This window comes from uncultured Treponema sp., from assembly GCF_934725225.1.
Classification (GTDB): domain Bacteria; phylum Spirochaetota; class Spirochaetia; order Treponematales; family Treponemataceae; genus Treponema_D.
The window spans coordinates 271,989-289,465 of the sequence record NZ_CAKVAM010000003.1 but is presented as its reverse complement, the minus strand read 5'-3'; the positions used below and the strand labels follow the sequence as shown (position 1 = coordinate 289,465).

Sequence of the window (17,477 nt, the reverse complement as noted above, 5' to 3'; positions counted from 1 at the left end):
ATGACAATAAGCCAAGCCAGAAAGTTTGCATTATCAGAATTAAAATCCAGCCCAAGTCCTCTTCTTGATGCTGATGTTATTTTAAAATGGATTTTAAAATGCAATCAGACTTTTATTCTTTTTCATTCTGAAACGGAACTTTCTGAGCCGCAAAAAAATCTTTTTTGTTCTTCAATTGAAAAAAGAAAAACTGGCTTGCCTGTTGCATATATTACAGGAATAAAAGAATTTTTTGGATATGATTTTGAAGTTGACCAAAGTGTTCTTATTCCCAAGCCGGACACAGAACTGCTTGTGGAAAATGCTGTTAATTTTATTGAAGAAAAATTTCATGCATCTTCAGATTGTAAAATTCTTTCTGTCTGCGATATGTGTTCTGGAAGCGGCTGTGTTGGAATCAGCATTTTAAAATTTATCGAGGAAAAAAAAATTATTCCAAAATCATTGCTTCCAAAAATTGTTTTTGCAGACATAAGCAAAAAAACTCTTGACATTGCAAAAAAAAATTCATTGCGTTTGCTTAGCAAGTTCGCTTTTGAAAAAACTGTTTTTGTTCAAAGCAATCTTTTTGAAAATTTAGGGCAAAGCAGAAACGGACTTTTTGATGTCATTGTTTCTAATCCGCCATACATTCCGTATTCTCAAACTGTTGAGCTTTTAAAAGACGGAAGAAGCGAGCCGTCTCTTGCGTTGTGCGGCGATATTGATTTGAATGGAAATCTCACAAACCTTGACGACGGACTTGAAATTATACGCAACTTGATTTTTCAGTCAGTTGATTTTTTGAATCCGGGCGGAATTCTGATTTTGGAAACTGGCGAATACAATGCTTTGCAAACAAAAAAAATAATGGAAGATTCAGGATTCAAAGACGTAAAAATTTATAAAGACTTGGAAGGGCAGTTTAGAAATGTCAGCGGAATTCTTGCTTGAAATAAAATCTCTTGCGCATAAAAACAATGTTCCCATTATGCAGGATGCAACTTCTGAATTTATTTGCAGTTTTATAAAAAGCCATAACGTGAAATCAGTTTTGGAAATTGGAACTGCTGTTGGGTATTCTGCCATTCAGTTTGCACTTGTTGATGAAAATATAAAAGTTACGACAATTGAAATCGACATTGACCGCACTATTCAGGCGATTCAAAATGTGGAAAAATGCGGTTTAAAAAACAGAATAAAAATTATAAACAACGATGCCTTGTCTTGCGATATAAATGAAAAATTTGATTTGATTTTTATTGACGCGGCAAAAGCTCAGTACGAAAAATTTTTTGAAAAGTTCAAGCCGAATTTAAATTCAGAAGGCGCAATCATTAGCGACAATTTGCTCTTTCATGGAATTGTTGAAAATCAGAATTTAACCAAAAGCTATAGCACAAAAAAACTTGTTAGAAAAATAAAACGCTATGTGAATTTTTTAAAAGAAAACACAGAGTTTACAACTGAATTTTATAAAACTGGCGACGGAATTTCTGTCAGCAAATTTAAAGCTGATTATTCAAATTTTATTTCAGGCGAAAATTTTCTTGAAGAAAAAAAATATTTTAAGATTTTTAAAATCGACCAAAAGCGGATTTTAAAACTTTTCAATGAAAATATTTCAAAAGAATTTGCATTGATGGATTTTAGAAATTCACAGTTCGCTTATAATCAAAATATTTTAAATTTTATGCCTTGTGATTTTCTGAAAATAAACGGCTGCTTTGGAATTGTTTTTAAAAATGATGATGAAAAATTTCCATCTCGGATTTTGAATGAAACTGATAAAAGTATTTTTTCCGAAAAATTTACTTTGCTCCATAAAAAACTTTTGAGTTTGAATGCGGAAAATCTTACAAGCTATAAAGAACTTCTGCTTTTTGTTTTAGGCGGAAATTCAAAAGAAAATTCTTCTGTGATAAGAAAACTGAAAAAACTTCCAGAAGGAAACTTTTTTTGCCACGGAAATTTTTGCCCGGAAAATATTTTGATTGATGAAAATAAAAATTGGTTTGCTTCAAATTTTATTTTGTCTTGCAAAGGTCCGAAAGAGTTTGACATTGCCAGAAGTTTTTATATTTTATCAAAAACGAAAATTGAAAATTCAATTTTAAAACCAGAAGATTATTTAATAAAAATGAAAATTGATAAAGAAAATTTGCTGCCTTTTATCGAAGTTTTCAATGAATGCGAAAATTGTTTTTCCGATATTTTTTAGGAAATCAATTTTAAAACATCCGCAATTTTCTTTTTTGTTACGGTTTTTGGATTCAGTTCTGTATATTTATTTTTTAAAATATTTTCCTGAATAAACGAAATGTCTTCCTTTGAAATTTTTACTTCTTCAACTTTTTTTGCTACAGAAAGTTCTTTGAAAAATTTCTCAACAGAATTTATTGCGGTTTTTCTAAATGATTCTGGAGAAGCCGAGGATGAAATTTTTGCTCCCATGTTTACTGCAATGTCTTTGTATTTTTGTCCTGTCGAAGCCGCATTGAATTCCATTGTTTCTTTGAAAATTGGAACTATTGCTTTTGAAAAAGAAATGCCTAATGCTGCTTCCAATGAAAGTGCTGACGCTGTTGCAAATGCCGCGCCTCCGTTTGCAACAGCTATGCCAGCGTAATATTGCGCGTAAAGCATATTTTCTATTGCCTTTGAATTTCCTTTCGAGGCTGAAAGCGCATTTTCAGAAATCAATTTTATTGCCTTTAATGCGAAAAATTCACTTAAATCCCATGAAGATTTGCAGATGAATGATTCAATTGAAGAAGCCAAAAGCGCGGCGGCTAAAACTGAAAAATTATTTTTGTCCGCAACGGAAGCAAACTCTGTGTCGAAAAAAAATGCTTTTGGAATTGTATTTGTGTCTGCGCATTCAATTTTTTTCCGCTGCGATTCGTCTTCTAAAATAAAAACGTGGCTAGAGTCCCAGGCGTTTCCGATTGAAGTAAAAAACATGTAAAGCGGGATTGCTTTGTTTTTTGATTTTGCTTTTCCTTCCAATTTTCTTGGATCTGAAATTTCAGGATTTGAAAGAAGAAGCGACACAGCTTTTGCAATATCTGAAACTGATTTTGAGCCTACGGAAATTACTGCGTCAGCCCTGAGTGTTTTTGCTGCGTTCAGTGCGGCTCTTGTGTCGGAAAGAGAAGCGGCCTGGCTTACTCTGTCAAAAATGCTGTATACGATTTTGTTTTTTGCAAGCATTGAGGAAATTTTTTTTAATGCGCTTTGAAATTCGGGGTTTGCTATGATAAAAATTCTTTGAAAACCGTTATTTTTTATTTCTTCATTGAAATTTTTTAAAGTGTCTGCTCCGAAAAATGAAATTCCTGTTGTGACAATTTGATTCGACATTTTTTTCCTCAAAGATTCAAATCTATTATGAACTGAAATTATATATACGTCAACTAAAATTTGAGCTATTCTGAAAAACAAATTGTTATTTATAATATTTTTTGTCTTATTGTAAATAATGCTTAGTTCAGATAGAATATATTTTATGGAAGAAAAAAAATCTCTTAAAATAACCTTAATTTTTACAATCTGTTTTTTTGTGTTTATTGTTTCCTTTTTTTCAGTTTGGAAAATTTCTTTGTCGGAAAAACAGGCTTCTGCTTCAGCTGATTCTGAAAAAATAAAAATAACGGCGTCTTTTTATCCGATTTACATAATGCTTTTGAATTTGACAGACGGAATTGACGATGTTGAAGTTTCGCTTTTGGCTCCTGCTGAAACTGGCTGCTTGCATGATTATCAGCTTACAACTGGCGACATGAAGCTTATTGAAAAATGCGACATTCTTGTTGTGAACGGAAGCGGAATGGAAGATTTTTTTGACAAGGCTTTTTCCATGAAGAAAGGTTCTCTTATTGTTGCTTCTGATGGTTTTGAGCTTTTGGACGGAAATCCTCATGTCTGGGTGAGCGTTTCCGGCGCAATTTACGAAGTGCAAAAAATAACGGAAGGACTTTGTTCTCTTGATTCAAAAAATTCACAAAGCTACAAAAAAAATTCTTTGGCTTACATAGAAAAATTAAATGCTCTTGAACAAAAAATGAAAACTTTCCTTGCTCCTTTCGCCGGAAAAAAAATCATAACTTTCCATGAAGCGTTTCCTTATTTTGCAAAGGAATTCGGTTTTGAAATTTCGGCAGTTATTGAGCAGGAGCCGGGAACTGTTCCGAGCGCGAAGGAGCTGGCAAAAATAATTGAAAGCATAAAATCAGTTATAAATCGAGGTGAAGATGTTGTTCTTTTTGCTGAGCCTCAGTATTCTTCCGGCGCGGCGAAAATTATTGCCAATGAAACTGGACTTTCAGTTTATGAGCTTGATCCTTGCGTGAATGGTCAGCTGGAAAAAAATGCGTATATTGAGGGCATGGAAAAAAATCTTTCGGTTTTGATGAATGCTTTTTCAGAGGAAGAATAATGCCTTGTCTTGTTGGAAAATCTCACGTCTGCTGCACACGAATCGAAAATTTAAGTGTAAAAGCTGGCGGTGAATATATTTTAAAAGATATAAATCTTCATTTGCATTGCGGCGAGCTTACTGCGATTGTTGGAAGAAACGGCGCGGGAAAAACAACTTTTATAAAAGCGTTGCTGAACACAATTCCTCATTCAGGAAATATAATTTTTGAAGGCGAAAGGTGCGCAGGAAATTGCGGAAAGGATCACACAACTGACCATGACCGTTTTTGCACTTGCCGAAAAAGAATTCCGTACACTACAACTAAGCCTGTGTTTGGTTATGTTCCTCAGACACTTTCTGTTGAGCCGGGAAGTCCTGTCTGCGTTGAAGATTTAGTTTTGGCTTGCACATCAAAAAGACCTGTCTGGTTAAAGCACAGAAAAAAAGATATTGAAGCTGCTTCTGAAATTCTTTCATGTACAAATTCACATCAGCTTTTAAAGCGCAGAGTTTGTGATTTGTCTGGCGGAGAACTTCAGCGTGTTATGCTTGCGCTTGCGATAAATCCTGTGCCGGATATTTTGCTTTTAGATGAGCCTGTTAGCGGCGTTGACAGAGTAGGACTGAAATCTTTTTACGAGCTTGTTTCTTCTATTCGCCGAGATTTTGACATAACGATTCTTTTGATAAGCCATGATTTGGATTTGGTGGCGCGCCATGCTGACAGAGTTGTTTTTATAAATAATGCTAGTGCGGTCGTTGGAACTGTAAAAGACGTTTACCGCCAAAAAGATTTTATGGAAGTTTTCGGACATATTATGCTTCCTGATGAATATGAAAAATTGGAGTGAAAATTTATGCAGCTGATTTATTCTTTTTTGAATTTTGTTTTTCCTTTTGAATGGTTGTCTCCTGCGTTTATGAAAAATGCTCTGATTGCCGTTATTATTGCAGGTCCGCTTTTTGGCGCGTTGGGAACTTATGTTGTTTCAAACAGAATGAGTTTTTTTAGCGATGCGATTGGACATTCAGCTTTGACAGGAATTGCGATTGGCGTTCTTTTGGGAATTCGCGATGTTACAGTTTCTATGGTTTTATTTTCGATGCTGCTCGGATTTTCTATAATCATGGTGAAGTCAAAAGGAAAATCTTCCAGCGACACGATTATTGGAGTTTTTTCTTCAACCTCAGTTGCATTGGGAATTGTGCTTTTATCTGCCGGCGGAAATTTTTCAAAATATCAAAAATATCTTGTGGGCGACATTCTTAGCATTCAGCCAAACGAAATTCTTTTTTTGTTTTTTTGCGCAATTGCTCTTCTTCTTGTTTGGATTTTTTTCTACAACAAAATGCTGATTGTTTCGCTTCATTCATCATTTGCAAAAAGCCGTGGAATAAAAACAATTTTCATAGAACAAGTTTTTGCTTTGCTGACAGCTGCAATTGTTTCTGTTTGCATACGTTGGACCGGGCTTCTTGTGATTAACAGCATGCTTGTGCTTCCGGCAGCTTCTGCTAGATTTGTGAGCAAAACTTCAAGACGTTATTTGGTTGTTTCAAAATTGATTTCACTTGTCGGCGGAATTGCAGGACTTTGTTTTTCGTATTATACTGGCTCGGCTAGCGGAGCTTCGATTGTTTTAGTCAATGCCGCATTTTTTTTAATTTGCTTTATAATTTCATTTTTGAAGAAGAATAGTTAAAATGACAAAAGCTGTAATTTTTGATTTGGACGGAACTCTCCTTAATACTCTTGATGATTTGGCGGACAGCTGCAATGAAACTTTGCACCAGATGAATTTTCCTTTACGTTCGATAGATGAAGTCCGGCAATTTGTAGGAAATGGAATCGCAAAACTTATGGAGCTTGCAATTCCTGATGGAAAGAAAAATCCTGAATATGAAAAATCAGTTTTATTAATGAAGGAAAATTATGCAAAAAATTGGCAGAATAAAACTCGTCCTTATGATGGAATTTTAGATTTGATTTCAACTTTAAATGAAATGAAAATAAAAACAGGAATTGTTTCAAATAAGCCAGATGCTCAAGTTAAAGAACTTGCAGAATATTATTTTTCTTCTAGCATAAAACGCGAAACTGCGGTTGGCGATTTTGAAGGCAGAAATAGAAAGCCATCTCCAGATTCGGTTTTAGAAGTTATGCGAATTCTTGAAGTGAATAGAGATGAAACAATTTATGTGGGCGATTCTGATGTCGATATAAAAACTGCAAAAAATGCGGGAATTCCTTGCATAAGTGTAACTTGGGGATTTAGAGATAAAAATTTTCTCTTGAATTCTGGAGCGCAAAAACTTGCAGACAAACCTGAAGAAATTTTAAAATATTTATGAGCGGCGAAAAAGATATTTTTTTGAAAGGGCAGGTTGCCCGCGATTTTGATTTTTATAGAATAAGAGAAAAAGTTGCTTCTCTTGCGGCAAGTGAAGAAGGCAAACTTTTTTTGCTTTCAAGGGAAAGTTCTTTTGATGTTAATGAAGTTTCAAAACTGAAATCATTAGGACGTGAATGGAATAAATATTTAAATTCACGATTTCCTTCTGCATTGAAATCTTGGCCGCCTGTAAAAGAAATTTTTTCAATACTAAAAGTTGAAGGCGCGTCTCTTTTGCATGAGCAAATTTTTGCACTTGGACTTTTTTGCACTTACACTGATGAAACTTGCAGCTGCATAAAATCTGCTTCTCTTGAACTTGAAATTCCTGAGCTTTTAAAAATTGCGCAGTCAATGCCTTCCTTGGAAAATGCTAGAAATAAAATTTTTTCTGTTATAGATATTTCAACTGGCGAAGTAAAAGATTTGCCTTCCATCAAGGAAATCAGAAAAAAAATTGCCTCGCTTCATAAAGAAATTGAATCTGCATTAAAAAAATATACTTCTGATTCAACTTTGAATTCCGCATTGCAAAATAATGTTCCGGCGTTAAAAGCTGACCGTGAGCTTCTTGCAGTCCGCTCGGATCACAGAAATTCCATAAAGGGAATTGTGCATGAAGTGAGTGCTTCCGGGCAAACTCTTTATATTGAGCCTGAAGAAATTGTGCGTGCGAACAATCAGCTTGTTCAAGAAGAATTTAATTTGCAATCTGAACTTAATAAAATTTTTAAGGAACTTTCTGACAGTTTAAGGGAATATTGTTCTGATTTTATTTTGTGCCATGATTCAATGTTGCTGCTCGATTCAACTTGTGCCGCCGCAAAATATCAATCTGAAATACATGGAGTTTTTGCTGAAAATTGTGATACTGAAAAAGAGCCGCCGTTGATTTTAAATGCTCGACATCCACTTCTGGCAGAAAAAGCTGTTCCTGTAACAATTAATTTTATGTTTGGAAAAAAAATTATGATTATTACAGGACCGAACACAGGCGGAAAAACTGTAACTTTAAAAACTGTCGCGCTTTTTTCATTGATGAATCAGGCTGGTTTTCCTATTCCTGCTGATGAAGGCACAAGACTTCCTTTTTTCAATTCGATTTTTGCCGACATTGGAGATGAGCAATCAATTGATGAATCGTTGAGCACTTTTTCTAGCCGCATGAAAAATATTGCGCTTGCCTTGGAAAATGCTGACGAAAAAAGTCTTGTGCTGCTGGACGAGCTTGGAACAGGAACTGACCCTCTTGAAGGAGGAGCGATTGCGATGGCGGTTCTTGATTCTTTGCTTGAAAAAAATTCTTTTGTTCTCGTTACAACTCATCATGGAGTTTTAAAAAATTACGGATACACGAATTCAAAATGTGTTAATGCTTCTGTTGAATTCAATCCTGAATCTTTGCGTCCGACTTATAAGCTTCTTGTTGGAATGTCGGGAGAAAGCCACGCAATTGATATAGCTTTAAATTCCGGTTTGCCGCAAAAAGTTGTTGAACAGGCAAAAAGCTATATTTCAAATCAGCAGGCAGATGTAAGCTCTTTGATAAAAGGTTTGACGGAAAAACATCTTGAACTTGAAGAGCTTATAAAAAAGCAAAATGAAAAACAGGATGAACTTTCTATAAAGGAAGCAAAAATCCATTCACGTGAAATAAAAATGCTTCAAAAAGAAATTGAGCTTAATCAGCTTGAACATTCACAAAGCACTGCGTTTTTGCAGGAAATGAGAAGCAAACTTGAAAATCTAGTTCGTGTTTTAAGGGAAGGTGAAATTACCCGTGAAAAAACTTTGAGTGTTAGAAAATTTATTTCTGATACAACAAAAGAAATTGATGAGCAGGAAAAAAATATAGAAGAGAAAAAACTTCTTTTGGAAAAAGAAAATTCTGATCTTCAAAATGAAGAAAATAAAATTCTCCAAAACGGAATGCGGCTTTCATCTTTAAAAGAAAAAAAATCACTTTCTTCCAAAAACAAAAAAGCAAAAAACAGGCTTTCAAATTCTGAAGCACTAAAAAATGCCTCTGTTTTAAAAATTGAAAATTCAAATGAAAAAAAGTTCGAAAAGGAACAACTGTTAAAAGAGGGCGCAGAAGTTCTTGCAGGAAATGAAAAACGCAAAGGCATTCTTGTTAGAAAAGTTAAAAATGAAATTTGGCAAGTTCAGTTTGGCTCTATGAAAATGAATTTTCCGCAGAGCCAAATTGTTCCTTTGGAAAACAAAATTGTTGATAGAAGTGTTTCCGTTGTGATTGAGCGTGATTCTAAAACTGAAGAAAACAATGAGGTTCCAAAGTTTGAACTTAGGCTTTTAGGAATGAGAGCGGAAGAAGCTATAAAGGCTCTTGAACATCAACTTGATTTATGCATGATTAGCAGCTTTAAAAAATTCTCAGTTATACATGGAAAGGGAAATGGAATATTGCAGCAGGCTGTAGCTGACTGTTTAAACCATTGTCCTTCTGTAAAAGAATTTTATTTTGCAAGACCGGAAGAGGGAGGCACTGGAAAAACTTATGTCGAGCTTTTTTAAACTTCAAGTTCTGGAATTTTTTCTTTTAGTTTTTCAAGGAAATTTTTTGCCTGTATGCCTTCCCTAAGGCAAGCAAAAATACAGTTTTCTCCTGCTATAGTTCCGATTATTTCATTGAGGTTCATTGCGTCAAGCGCGTTTGCAACACTGTCTCCGTGTCCGCCAAAAGTTTTTATTACAATTATATTTCCGCTAGCTTCGATGCTTACATATCCGCGTAAAAAATCCCGGATGTAAATTTGCTCACTTTCTTTTTCAATTTCATCTTCCGGGATTGTATAGACATATCCATTGTGTCCGTCGCTTATTTTTCCAACTTTCATAAGCTTTAAATCTCTGGAAAGTGTTGCCTGCGTAACTTCAAAGCCTTCATTCTGTAAATGATTTAAAAGCTCATCTTGACTTTCTATTCTGTTGTTCTTTATTAATTTTCGGATTGTTTTTAGTCTCAAAAGTCTGTCTTTCAAAATATACCTCAGAATATGCATAAGTATGAATAAATATACATTTTATGTCAAGGCGTTTTTTTACAATGTTCCTTCAAATAAAATTTTTTTTCCTGATAGAATTTTGAGCGTTTTGCCATTCCATTCAATTGTTCCTTTTTTATTGGAAATCCTTTTGAATGCCTTGTTTTCTTTTAAATCGATTTCTGAAATTTCTTCGGAAATAAATTCAACATTAAGCACTAACGGTGATGTTGAAAAATTTTTCTTGTCATCTAAGAATTCTAAAATTTTTTTTGCGCTGTTTTTTAAAACTATAGTTACAACTGTTCCGTTTTTTGTTTTTAAATAATATGCCGGCAAATACGAAACGTCGTTGAATTGCTCAATTGCAATATGTTCCATCTTCATTTTTTTAGGAAGCGAAACTTCGTCAAAATATTCTGAAAAAGAATTTTTTAAATTCGGATTTAATGTGCTGAAAATTTCATTGTTGTCAAAATCTTGAATTATTTTTTCATAGTTTTCAATTCTAAGATCAATCAGCTCTATGACTTTTCTATAAACAAAATTTCTATATTGAACAAGTTCTTCAAACGAAGAAAAATTTGTCGCAAGCAAATCTGCTCCGTAAGTTGAAAGTTGCTTTATTTTTGGAAAATTTATTTTATTCAAAAAAGTTATTGTTGTTATAAAATCCAGCCCAGAATATCCCCATCTAGCATGCCGCGCAGTTTTTTTCAGTTCTTCAAATTGCTCTAAGTCTGAGTTTAAAAGCTCTCTGTATTTTTTGTTTTCATCTATTTTGCTTTGAACAAAACTTCTTTCCTTTATTGAATAAGTTCGTCCTTGTTCAAGCAGCAAGTTTTCATTTTTGAAATCTTTTAAAAGCGGCAATGCGAATTCTGAAATTTTTGGAATTTCTTCAATTCCTTCCCGAGTCATCATAAAAATATATTTTGCAGATTTTGATGAAAATGGCTTTTTGAGCAGCTTAGGTCTTTTTGTGTTTATGCCGATTTCAAAATATTCTTTTGTGCCTTCTCCAGTAAATGCGAAGAGATTGTGATTTTTATTTTTAAAAATTTCATCTATTATTTTTTTGAATTCCCCGGAATAATTTTCAAGTTTAGATTCATCAAATTCTGCGGTTATAAAATAGTTCCTTGGAGTTCCATCGAATCCCGGATTTTTCCTTTTTGGATAAGTCCATTTTTCTAAAGGAAAAAGTGTGCACGAAAATATTTGCTCTCCATCAGTGATTTCAAAAAGGCATTTGTCTTCGCTCATCAATGAAACGCCTTTTAAAGTGCATTTGAAATTTTCTTTTGTTGAATCGCTTATTACGAGATTTCCTGCGTATGAAAATTCAGCCTCTTCTCCAAGCTCGCTTTTTGTTAAATCAAGAAAATCACTTTCTTCTAAAAAAATTTCTTTTTCAACAAATTTCCATTCAGAATCGAAAATGCTTTTTTCATAAAAACCTGTGCTGCCGTTTTTATCTGTTCCCGCAACTCTTAAAATTCTAGCTCCGTTTCCTTGACCGTTTTGCGCAATGCTTATTATTTTTGAAAGTCTGCCTTTTCCTTCAATTTGAATTTTGGGCTGCTCAAGCCAGTCTTCTGCCGGCAATGCCCAGGGCGAATAATTTGAAAAATAATTTTTGCCTTTTTTCTTTTGCTCAAGTTTGTCATAAGTGTATTGAAACCACATTGGATCGCAGCCCATTGTGTCAAAGTCTACAAGCCTTGTGTACATTGTTCCTTTTGCGCCGATTAAAAAAATTGTATCTGCGGAAGCGCTTAAGCTTTCTGAAATAAATCTTCCATTTTGCGGAACTTGAAGCTGGCGGCTAAAATCAGCAGGAAGACCGCTGTCTGTAAATCTTATGTGCAGTCCGTCTTCTGTTAAAAAATAAATTGTTTCAAGTCCCATTGTTCCGTAGTGATGTTCGTTTCCATAAATGTCCGTGTGGTACAAAACATCTTTTCTGCGGCAGCCCATTGACCAGGCTCTTTTGTTTTTTGTGAATTCATCTTGCTTTAAAAATCCGTTTTCTCCTTTTGGAAATCCAAACGCTCTTTTCCATATAAAAGGAGATTCCGGCGCGCTTCTGTCAAGGAAAGTTGTGTAAAGAATTCCGTTATTGTCAAAAACATAAAGACTGTCTCCGTCTGCGGAAATTTCTGTAACTCGCTCTGGAATCGGAAATTCGTCAAGCCCGGTTGTTTCCATTTTTGAATAGGGCAGTCCGGTTTTTAGAAAAAGCTTCCATTTTTTTTCGCTTGGTTTCTTTGCGTAAATTCTTCCGTCTACAATTGCAAAATCAAAATACTTGCAGTAAGACTGCGTCATTGTTCTAAAAAAAATTTCATCAGGAAGAAATCCGCTTGCATCTTGCGAATTTATTTTTAAAGCTGAAACTAAAAAAATCGACGTGATAAAAAATACTTTTTTTATATTGAAGAAATTCATTTTTAACTAATTCTCCAGAATCGACAATTGTTTGTTGTGAATTAAGATTTTGCCATTCTAGCATATAATTTTTTTTTTTGGTATACTTGGATTCAAACCATTTTTTTAAGAGGCTATCATCATGTCAAATATCGCATGGAATAACTTAGACACATTGGAAAGTTTTAAAAAACTTCAAGCTTTAAAAGGCTGTGTTTCAGTTGCAAAAGAGCTTTCAGGGGCAGATGCTGCAAAGCGTGTCGCTGAATATTCAATTCAGATGGCAGACGGACTTGTTTACAATTATGCGGCAAAGCAAGTCAACTCAAAAATAATTTCGATTTTTGAAGAGCTTGTAAAAGAAAGCCAGCTTTTGGAAAAATTCGAAGCGTTGTACAACGGAGACGTAATCAATACTGGAGAAAAACGAATGGTTCTTCATCAGCTTCTTCGCGGACAGCTCGGAAACGATGTTGTTGCCGACGGTGTTAACAAGCGTGATTTTTATATAAATGAACAGAAAAAAATTGCTGACTTTGCTGAAAAAGTTCATTCTGGAAAAATCGTAAACGAGAAGGGCGAAAAATTTACTTCCGTTTGCCAGATTGGTATTGGCGGTTCAGACTTGGGACCTCGCGCAATTTACCTTGCTCTTGAAAACTGGGCAAAGAAAACTGGAAATTTCAAAATGGACGCGCACTTCATTTCAAATGTTGATCCTGATGACGCGGCTTCTGTTCTTCAGTCTATCGACCTTTCAAAGACAATTTTTATTCTTGTTTCAAAAAGCGGAACAACACTTGAAACTTTGACAAATGAATCGTTTGTAAAAGACTTCTTGAAAAATGCCGGTCTCGATCCAAGCAAGCACATGATTGCTGTAACAAGCGAAACTTCTCCGCTTGCAAAAAGCCCGGATTATCTTGAAGCGTTCTTTATGGATGATTATATCGGCGGACGCTATTCTTCTTCGTCTGGAGTTGGCGGAGCAATTTTGAGCCTTGCATTTGGTCCTGAAGTTTTTGACGATTTCTTGAAAGGCGCGGCAGAAGAAGATAAACTTGCAACAGAAAAAGATGTAAGAAAAAATGCCGCGTTGATGGACGCATTGATTGGAGTTTATGAGCGCAATGTTCAGGAATATCCTTCGACAGCAGTTCTTCCGTATTCTCAGGCTCTTTCAAGATTCCCGGCTCATCTTCAGCAGCTTGATATGGAATCCAACGGAAAAAGCGTGAACCGTTTTGGCGAAAAAATAAATTATGTAACAGGTCCTGTAATTTTCGGAGAGCCTGGCACAAACGGACAGCATTCTTTTTACCAGCTGCTTCATCAGGGAACAAGCATAATTCCGCTTCAGTTTATTGCATTTAAAGAAAATCAGACTGGAAAAGATGTTGTAATTCAGAATTCCACAAGCCAGACAAAACTTTGCGCGAATGTTGTAGCTCAGATTGTTGCCTTTGCCTGCGGAAAAAATGACGAAAATCCAAATAAATTCTTTGCCGGTGAACGTCCGTCCAGCTTGATTTACGGAAAGCAGGTCAGCCCGAAAACAATCGGCGCTCTTTTGGCTCATTACGAAAACAAAGTTATGTTCCAGGGATTTCTTTGGAATGTAAACAGTTTTGATCAGGAAGGCGTTCAGCTCGGAAAAACTCTTGCAAAGTCAGTTCTTTCAGGAAAAATGGAAGGCGCGCTGAAAGCTTATGCTGAGCTTCTTATAAAGTAAAAAGTTCTGCTTAAAATTTTTTTAATGCCGGAAAAATTCAATGCGATTCTTCCGGCGTTTTTTATTTTTTCAGCCTGAAAAGCTCGCTGCAGTTGTCGTCCACGATTTTATTCAGCTTGTCCACGCTAAGCCCGATTTTTTCAGAAATAAATTCGTAAGTGTATTTTATTAAAAGCGGATTATTTTCGCTTCCGCGCATCGGAACTGGCGCAAGATATGGAGAATCTGTTTCAAGAAGAATTCTGTCTTTGGGAACGTACTGCAAAAGTTCTATAAGCTCATCCATTTTTGCTTTTTTTGTGTATGTGGTTGCGCCTCCAAATGCAAGATACCAGCCCAAGTCAAGAAATGTTTTTGCTTCGTTCAGTCCGTAAGAAAAGCAGTGGATAATTCCCCTGTTGTAGTTTGCCGCGCGGAGCACATCGACTGTGTCTTCAAATCCGTCCCGCGAATGCACAATAAACGGAAGGTCAAGTTCCTTTGCAAGTTCCAGCTGCATTTCAAAAAGCTCTTTTTCGCCAAAAAACATTTCTTTGTCAAAGTCTGATTCGTTGCGTCCGTCTGGTCCGCTTGGATTCCAATGATGGTCAATTCCGCCTTCGCCAATCGCCGCAAGATGTGAAGAAAAGCAACTTGAACTTTCCTTGAATTCTTCAATGCTTTCCCTAAGCTCTTCCAGGCAGGCTTCACGTTCTTTTATTGAATCCGGATCAGGCCAAATTCCTGCGCTGAAAAAAATCGACTTTTTCAGTTTGCTTTGCAGATTCACATCCGGAATTTCTTCCAGGCAATCCTCAAGGATTTGCGCGCGCTCAGTCAAGTCCGAGCATTTTGTGCCAACATCAAGCCCGAAATAAATTCTGTTTTTTGCCATCTGCTCAAGAATTTCAGTTCCGAATTCTTGTGAATTATTTTCAACCAGATAATGAAAGTGAAAATGCGTGTCTGAAAACATTTTAAAACCTCGAAAAAAAAAGCAGCCTGAATTTTTCAAGCTGCCTGCTGTTTGCCGGGAACCAGAATCGAACTGGCACGGCAGGTTAAATTGCCGAGGGATTTTAAGTCCCTTGTGTCTACCTATTCCACCATCCCGGCGACGCAAAATATTATATAGAATTCTAAAAGTTCTTTCAACTGCAAAAACTGATTCCGGCTGAATATATTCAAAAATTATTTGATTTTGCTGTAAAGGTCAGCCATTTCGTTGCGCCATTCAGGTTTCTTGTCTTTTTCTTCCCAGTCGATTATTTTTTTTATAGAAAAATGCTTTGTGTCGCTTGGACTTGCAAAATGCACAATTCCGAATCTGCCTTGCCCGATGTATGTGAGCTTGTCGCCTGTTTCAATTTTTTCATTTTTTGAAATAAGCTCAATTGCGCAGTCAAAGTGAATTAAAGAGTCTTCGCCTTTTTTGTTTATTGCGGTCGAAATGTCCCGGATAATTTGCCCACAGACTGTGCATACAGGCTGGTTTGCCGACTTGAATTTTTTTATGGCTTCTTCATCATGCTGAATTTGCTCTGGCGACACAGATTTTATTGTAGGACGAAAAACTGGCTTTTGCGGCTGAAAATTTTTCCGCTCTTCAAAATCCCTTCTATTATTATTGCTGTTGTTTTTCCAGTTTCCGCTGTGTCTTCTTGAATGTCTGTCTCTTCGCATGAAATGAATTATAGTTCAATTACAATTTTTTTTCTATATGAAATTCTACAATATGGCGGCTCATTATAAGCGCAATTCTGTCTACGGCTGAATTTATATAGTTTTCATCCTGAATTTTTTTCTGTAGTTCCCTTATGCGGGGAGAAAGTGCTGAATTTGGCGTTGCATTGTTTACAGCCTGCATTATTTACTCCGAAAAAGCGTTTTCAATATGATAAACCGGATCCAGCCCCGGAACATCAATTGCTATGACATCATAGCGTATGAATCTGTTATTATATTGTCGATGTTTTTGCAGGTAACATTTAGAAGTTTTAATAATCTTTTTTCTTTTTATTGAATTGAGCTCGTGCGCAAGAATTTCAACATTCCCGAGCGGAAGACTTTTGACTTCCACAAAAACTATAAAATTCTGCTTTTCCGCTATTATGTCGATTTCGCCTTCCCTGATTCTGAAATTTCTGTCAAGAATCGAATATCCGTTTTTGATTAGAAATTCTCTGGCTTTTTCTTCGCCTGTTATTCCTTTTGTCCGCGTGGATTCTTTCACTGGGCTTTTTCCGTGTTTTTTATAAAGGCGAAAATTTCTGCAATCGCTTTCCAAGTGCTTTCTGGAATGCATTCTCCAATCTGCCGCATTGAAAGAACGTTTGCCGCAATGTCGTTTTCTACAACTGGAATGTTATTTTCTTCCGCGATTTCAACCATCTTTTTTGCGAGAATTCCGCTTTCTTTTGCTGAAATAAACGGCGCGTCTGCATTTTCAGGATATTTTAAGGAAACTGCGAAAAAATTTCTTGTCGTTTTCATACAGCAGAATCCTTGAATGGCAGGGAAAGTTCTGAATCAGTGCAAAGACTGTCAGAAAAAGCCAAGGTGGAATAGGTTACTGTCACAGAATCGCCGTTCATGCCGGAACAAAGCAATTCTCCAAGCCGCTCTTCCTCAAAATGAATGTTAGAGGTCAAAAGCGACGGTAATGTACAGAACCGCACTTCCGTAACCTTGCTCTTATTTAAATATAACACAAAAAAAAATTTTTTCCACTCAAATTCGCAATTTATTTGTATTTTTTCTGTTATTTTTTTGTTAAAATCAATTAAAATTCTGATTAAGCCTTTCGCTTCGTCTTTTTCAAGCTGCCACAAAAAGGGGAGGATTATCCAGTGCTTTCCGGTTCCGTCTTTTGACTTTAAGTGGTTTGCAAGCGTAAGAATTCCGTCTTTGTTTTCTGGAATTTCCTTGTAGATTTTTTTTAGGAAGTTTTCGCTGCTTTTCGCGCTGTTCTTTTCTTTGTTGCCGGAATTTTTCCATTTTGCGGGCTCTGTTAAAAGTAAAAACTTTTCTATTAAATTTTCTTCCGGCTCGATTCCTTTTTCCATTAGCATTGCTGAAATTTCCGCCGCCTGTTTTTCTTTTCCCGGAAACAAAGCTGAAACTGATTTTGCTTTTCTGATTATCGATTTGTCAAGTTTTACGCCGCTTTGAATCATCTGCTGGACAATTTTTAGAACAACGGAATCCGCTTCAATTCCCGCCGAATTTAAAAATTCCAATAGCGTGCGCGGAAAGAAATCCGCATTTTTTTGCTCCGAAACTGTTTTTAGAATGATTTTTGAATCTGCGCCGATTTCGAGCGTGGCTTTGAATGAGCTTCCTTCTGAAAGCGGGATTTTGCTTTTTACGCTGATTTTTGCGCCTTGCAGAAAAACTGTGTAGTTTCCGTTTCCAAGATTTTTTATGACTTTTACAGAAACTTCGTCTCCTGCGGCAAGTTTTTTCTGCGGAATGTTCTGGCTTTGAATGTATGCGTTTTTTATGCTGTCGATTGCTGCGGACATTTTGGTAATTTTATA

The 17,477-nt window shown here is 35.8% G+C and carries 17 protein-coding genes and 1 tRNA gene; 8 read left to right on the top strand and 10 right to left on the bottom strand.

Annotated features, from left to right (window positions below):
* On the top strand, window positions 1-933 hold the full coding sequence (gene prmC / locus Q0H92_RS06270) for a peptide chain release factor N(5)-glutamine methyltransferase (protein WP_296013010.1): 933 nt from the start codon (window positions 1-3) through the stop codon (window positions 931-933).
* Window positions 911-2,200, top strand: coding sequence for an O-methyltransferase (locus Q0H92_RS06265; protein WP_296013009.1), 1,290 nt, complete (start codon window positions 911-913; stop codon window positions 2,198-2,200). The genes prmC and Q0H92_RS06265 overlap by 23 nt, the downstream gene beginning before the upstream one ends.
* On the opposite strand, the gene Q0H92_RS06260 is transcribed toward Q0H92_RS06265, so the two are convergent.
* Complete coding sequence (locus Q0H92_RS06260; RefSeq protein WP_296013007.1) at window positions 2,197-3,342, bottom strand: iron-containing alcohol dehydrogenase; 1,146 nt, start codon at window positions 3,340-3,342, stop codon at window positions 2,197-2,199. The two genes, Q0H92_RS06265 and Q0H92_RS06260, sit on opposite strands and share 4 nt — an antisense overlap.
* A 145-nt stretch (window positions 3,343-3,487) precedes the next feature.
* Here Q0H92_RS06260 and Q0H92_RS06255 point away from each other — a divergent pair, with 145 nt between their 5' ends.
* The 5 genes from Q0H92_RS06255 to Q0H92_RS06235 are packed head-to-tail and all read left to right on the top strand — an operon-like array spanning window position 3,488 to window position 9,327.
* Window positions 3,488-4,417, top strand: a complete 930-nt coding sequence (locus tag Q0H92_RS06255; protein WP_296013005.1) for a metal ABC transporter substrate-binding protein — start codon at window positions 3,488-3,490, stop codon at window positions 4,415-4,417.
* Complete coding sequence (locus Q0H92_RS06250) at window positions 4,417-5,250, top strand: metal ABC transporter ATP-binding protein (RefSeq protein ID WP_296013003.1); 834 nt, start codon at window positions 4,417-4,419, stop codon at window positions 5,248-5,250. The genes Q0H92_RS06255 and Q0H92_RS06250 overlap by 1 nt, the downstream gene beginning before the upstream one ends.
* 6 nt (window positions 5,251-5,256) lie before the next feature.
* Complete coding sequence (locus tag Q0H92_RS06245) at window positions 5,257-6,102, top strand: metal ABC transporter permease (protein WP_296013002.1); 846 nt, start codon at window positions 5,257-5,259, stop codon at window positions 6,100-6,102.
* A 1-nt stretch (window position 6,103) separates the two neighbouring features.
* Complete coding sequence (locus Q0H92_RS06240) at window positions 6,104-6,751, top strand: HAD-IA family hydrolase (RefSeq protein WP_296013000.1); 648 nt, start codon at window positions 6,104-6,106, stop codon at window positions 6,749-6,751.
* Window positions 6,748-9,327: a Smr/MutS family protein gene (locus Q0H92_RS06235; RefSeq protein WP_296012998.1), complete on the top strand. Its 2,580-nt coding sequence runs from the start codon at window positions 6,748-6,750 to the stop codon at window positions 9,325-9,327. The genes Q0H92_RS06240 and Q0H92_RS06235 overlap by 4 nt, the downstream gene beginning before the upstream one ends.
* Here the strand turns inward: Q0H92_RS06235 and Q0H92_RS06230 are convergent.
* Both Q0H92_RS06230 and Q0H92_RS06225 read right to left on the bottom strand, forming a co-directional pair.
* Window positions 9,324-9,794 carry an ArgR family transcriptional regulator gene (locus tag Q0H92_RS06230; protein ID WP_295796983.1) on the bottom strand — a complete coding sequence of 157 codons (471 nt, stop codon included), beginning with the start codon at window positions 9,792-9,794 and terminating at the stop codon, window positions 9,324-9,326. The two genes, Q0H92_RS06235 and Q0H92_RS06230, sit on opposite strands and share 4 nt — an antisense overlap.
* 60 nt (window positions 9,795-9,854) lie before the next feature.
* Window positions 9,855-12,248, bottom strand: a complete 2,394-nt coding sequence (locus Q0H92_RS06225) for a hypothetical protein (RefSeq protein WP_296012997.1) — start codon at window positions 12,246-12,248, stop codon at window positions 9,855-9,857.
* A gap of 130 nt (window positions 12,249-12,378) precedes the next feature.
* Here Q0H92_RS06225 and Q0H92_RS06220 point away from each other — a divergent pair, with 130 nt between their 5' ends.
* Window positions 12,379-13,959, top strand: a complete 1,581-nt coding sequence (locus Q0H92_RS06220) for a glucose-6-phosphate isomerase (RefSeq protein ID WP_296013223.1) — start codon at window positions 12,379-12,381, stop codon at window positions 13,957-13,959.
* 61 nt (window positions 13,960-14,020) lie between these two features.
* On the opposite strand, the gene Q0H92_RS06215 is transcribed toward Q0H92_RS06220, so the two are convergent.
* The 7 genes from Q0H92_RS06215 to Q0H92_RS06185 form a co-directional block, all read right to left on the bottom strand.
* Window positions 14,021-14,914: a TatD family hydrolase gene (locus Q0H92_RS06215; protein WP_296012996.1), complete on the bottom strand. Its 894-nt coding sequence runs from the start codon at window positions 14,912-14,914 to the stop codon at window positions 14,021-14,023.
* Window positions 14,915-14,966: 52 nt separating this feature from the next.
* Window positions 14,967-15,054 (bottom strand) — tRNA-Leu (locus tag Q0H92_RS06210).
* A 75-nt stretch (window positions 15,055-15,129) separates the two neighbouring features.
* The gene (locus tag Q0H92_RS06205) at window positions 15,130-15,621 is read right to left on the bottom strand and encodes a hypothetical protein (protein WP_296012994.1); all 492 of its coding nucleotides are present in this window, start codon (window positions 15,619-15,621) and stop codon (window positions 15,130-15,132) included.
* A 19-nt stretch (window positions 15,622-15,640) separates the two neighbouring features.
* Window positions 15,641-15,805 carry a hypothetical protein gene (locus Q0H92_RS06200; RefSeq protein WP_013701199.1) on the bottom strand — a complete coding sequence of 55 codons (165 nt, stop codon included), beginning with the start codon at window positions 15,803-15,805 and terminating at the stop codon, window positions 15,641-15,643.
* 3 nt (window positions 15,806-15,808) lie between these two features.
* Window positions 15,809-16,171: a YraN family protein gene (locus tag Q0H92_RS06195; protein WP_296012991.1), complete on the bottom strand. Its 363-nt coding sequence runs from the start codon at window positions 16,169-16,171 to the stop codon at window positions 15,809-15,811.
* Window positions 16,168-16,431, bottom strand: coding sequence for an EscU/YscU/HrcU family type III secretion system export apparatus switch protein (locus Q0H92_RS06190; protein ID WP_296012989.1), 264 nt, complete (start codon window positions 16,429-16,431; stop codon window positions 16,168-16,170). The genes Q0H92_RS06195 and Q0H92_RS06190 overlap by 4 nt, the downstream gene beginning before the upstream one ends.
* Window positions 16,428-17,462, bottom strand: coding sequence for a hypothetical protein (locus Q0H92_RS06185; protein WP_296012987.1), 1,035 nt, complete (start codon window positions 17,460-17,462; stop codon window positions 16,428-16,430). Before Q0H92_RS06185 ends, Q0H92_RS06190 begins: the two co-directional genes overlap by 4 nt.
* Between the last annotated feature and the right edge of the window lie 15 nt (window positions 17,463-17,477).

Coding starts and splice junctions, on each gene's coding strand:
- prmC (WP_296013010.1), top strand. CDS start 1: ATGACAATAAGCCAAGCCAGAAAGTTTGCATTATCAGAATTAAAATCC.
- Q0H92_RS06265 (WP_296013009.1), top strand. CDS start 911: ATGTCAGCGGAATTCTTGCTTGAAATAAAATCTCTTGCGCATAAAAAC.
- Q0H92_RS06260 (WP_296013007.1), bottom strand. CDS start 3,342: ATGTCGAATCAAATTGTCACAACAGGAATTTCATTTTTCGGAGCAGAC.
- Q0H92_RS06255 (WP_296013005.1), top strand. CDS start 3,488: ATGGAAGAAAAAAAATCTCTTAAAATAACCTTAATTTTTACAATCTGT.
- Q0H92_RS06250 (WP_296013003.1), top strand. CDS start 4,417: ATGCCTTGTCTTGTTGGAAAATCTCACGTCTGCTGCACACGAATCGAA.
- Q0H92_RS06245 (WP_296013002.1), top strand. CDS start 5,257: ATGCAGCTGATTTATTCTTTTTTGAATTTTGTTTTTCCTTTTGAATGG.
- Q0H92_RS06240 (WP_296013000.1), top strand. CDS start 6,104: ATGACAAAAGCTGTAATTTTTGATTTGGACGGAACTCTCCTTAATACT.
- Q0H92_RS06235 (WP_296012998.1), top strand. CDS start 6,748: ATGAGCGGCGAAAAAGATATTTTTTTGAAAGGGCAGGTTGCCCGCGAT.
- Q0H92_RS06225 (WP_296012997.1), bottom strand. CDS start 12,248: ATGAATTTCTTCAATATAAAAAAAGTATTTTTTATCACGTCGATTTTT.
- Q0H92_RS06215 (WP_296012996.1), bottom strand. CDS start 14,914: ATGTTTTCAGACACGCATTTTCACTTTCATTATCTGGTTGAAAATAAT.
- Q0H92_RS06205 (WP_296012994.1), bottom strand. CDS start 15,621: ATGCGAAGAGACAGACATTCAAGAAGACACAGCGGAAACTGGAAAAAC.
- Q0H92_RS06200 (WP_013701199.1), bottom strand. CDS start 15,805: ATGCAGGCTGTAAACAATGCAACGCCAAATTCAGCACTTTCTCCCCGC.
- Q0H92_RS06190 (WP_296012989.1), bottom strand. CDS start 16,431: ATGAAAACGACAAGAAATTTTTTCGCAGTTTCCTTAAAATATCCTGAA.
- Q0H92_RS06185 (WP_296012987.1), bottom strand. CDS start 17,462: ATGTCCGCAGCAATCGACAGCATAAAAAACGCATACATTCAAAGCCAG.